Annotated in this window: 2 protein-coding genes; one reads left to right on the forward strand and one right to left on the reverse strand. The window is 71.0% G+C overall.

The genetic code is table 11. From position 1 onward, the window contains the following. On the forward strand, positions 1–1,285 hold a 1,285-nt coding region (ftsY, locus tag FMQ63_RS37050; RefSeq protein ID WP_141277049.1), incomplete at its 5' end, for a signal recognition particle-docking protein FtsY. A gap of 9 nt (positions 1,286–1,294) precedes the next feature. Here the strand turns inward: ftsY and FMQ63_RS37055 are convergent. After that, positions 1,295–2,003, reverse strand: a 709-nt coding sequence (locus tag FMQ63_RS37055) for a M1 family aminopeptidase (RefSeq protein WP_141277052.1), incomplete at its 5' end; no start/stop codon positions are given.

The raw sequence follows: 2,003 nt of genomic DNA on the forward strand, positions 1-2,003 counted from the left end.
TCGCCTGCGCGTGGAGTTGCCCCCCTCCGAAGCGGAGGCCGCCCGACTCCGCGACGCCGAGGCCGCCCACGACCGCGCCGAGGCCCTGGCCCGCCAGCGCACCGAGGCCGCCCAGGCCGCCCGCACCGCCACGGACGCCGCCGAGCGCGCCCGGCTGGAGGCGGAGGCCCGCACCCTCAAGGAGCGCGAGGAGGAGGAGAAGCGCGCCGAGTACCGCGCCAAGAAGGCCGCGGACGACGAGGCCCGGGAGCGCCGCAAGCGCGAGCAAGTCGAAGCCCAGCGGCTGATGGAGGAGGAGCGCGCCCGCGAGGCCGCCGCCGCCGAGGAAGCCCGCCGCGCCGAGGAAGCCGCCGCGCGCGCCAAGGTGGAGGCCGAAGCCGGCCGCACCCTGGCCCAGGGCCTGGACAAGACCCGGAACCAGGGCTTCATGGCCCGGCTCAACGGCCTGTTCGGCCAGCAGCGACAGGTGGACGAGTCCGTCCTGGCGGAGCTGGAGGAAATCCTCTTCACCGCCGACATCGGCGTGCGCACCGCCAACCACCTGGTGGAGGTGGCTCGCGAGAAGCTCAAGCGCAACGAGCTGAAGGACCCCGAGCGCATCAAGGGCCTCATCCGCGACGAGGTCGCCCGCATCTGTGACTTGCCCGTGCCGCGCTCCCTGGAAGGCGGCGGCCCGCCGCACGTCATCATGGTGGTGGGCGTCAACGGCGCAGGGAAGACGACGACCATCGGCAAGCTGGCCTCGAAGCTCACCAGCGAGGGCAAGAAGGTGGTGCTGGCCGCCGGTGACACCTTCCGCGCCGCCGCCACCGAGCAGCTCGACGTGTGGGCCGAGCGCGCCCAGGCCCAGTTGGTGAAGGGCGCCGAGGGCGGAGACCCCAGCGCCGTCATCTTCGAGGCCGTCAAGAAGGCGAAGGAGGAAGGCGCGGACGTCATCATCGCGGACACCGCCGGCCGGCTCCACACCAAGGCTCCGCTGATGGAGGAGCTGAAGAAGGTGAAGCGCGTCATGGACAAGGCCCTGCCCGGCGCGCCGCACGAGGTGCTGCTGGTGCTGGACTCCACCAACGGCCAGAACGCGATTCAGCAGGCCAAGCAGTTCCACGAGGCCGTGGGCGTCAGCGCCATCGCCCTGACGAAGCTGGACGGCACCGCGAAGGGTGGCGTCGTCATCGGCATCTGCGACGAGCTGAAGCTCCCCGTCGTCTGGGTGGGCGTGGGCGAGAAGGTGGCCGACCTGCGCCGCTTCGAGCCGCGCGAGTTCGTCCGCGCCCTCTTCGACTGAGGACCCGCCTCACTCCCCCATCAGCCCGGGGATGAGCTGCTCCAGCAGCTCCTTCGACTGGGCGTCTATCTCCTGGAAGGCCTCGAAGCCCTGCATGCCCTGGAGTGCCTCCAGGTCCATGCCGGGCAGCGACTGCAAGGCCTCCAGCCCTTCCAGGCCCTCGAAGCCGCCCAGCAGCGACTCCAGACGGGGCTTGCCCAGATCTTCGTCGCCCTTCGCCTCCCGCCACCAGCGCGTGCGCAGCCGCTCCAGCGCGCTCGCGTTGGCGGGGCTCGCCTTCGCCAGCTCCTTCGTGAAGCAGTCCTTGCACGTCCACTTGAAGCGGTACGTGTCCACGTAGGCGCGCAGGGCCTTGAGGAAGGCGGCGTCTCCCACCAGCTTCCGCGAGGCGTGGTGCAGCAGGGGCGCCTTGCCGTAGACGAGCGCGCCGTACTCCATCTCATCCGCGAAGTGGCCCGTGGGCCGGTCCGCGCGGCCGTCCTTCCCACCCGTCATCCGGTACAGGTGGTACTGCCCCACCAGCGTCTCCTGGCGCACCGACTCCGCCACCTTCTTGCCGTGCTTCCATTCCAGGTAGAGGAGCGCGGCGTACTGGGCCAGCGACTCGTCCACCACCGGCTCCAGGATGGGGTCCGAGCCCACGAGCCCCGCGAAGTACTGGTGCGCCACCTCGTGCGCCACGGTGAACTCCAGCGTGCGCTCCATGGCGCCGTTGAGC

The organism is Myxococcus sp. CA005 (assembly GCF_006518205.1).
Classification (GTDB): Bacteria; Myxococcota; Myxococcia; order Myxococcales; family Myxococcaceae; genus Myxococcus; species Myxococcus xanthus.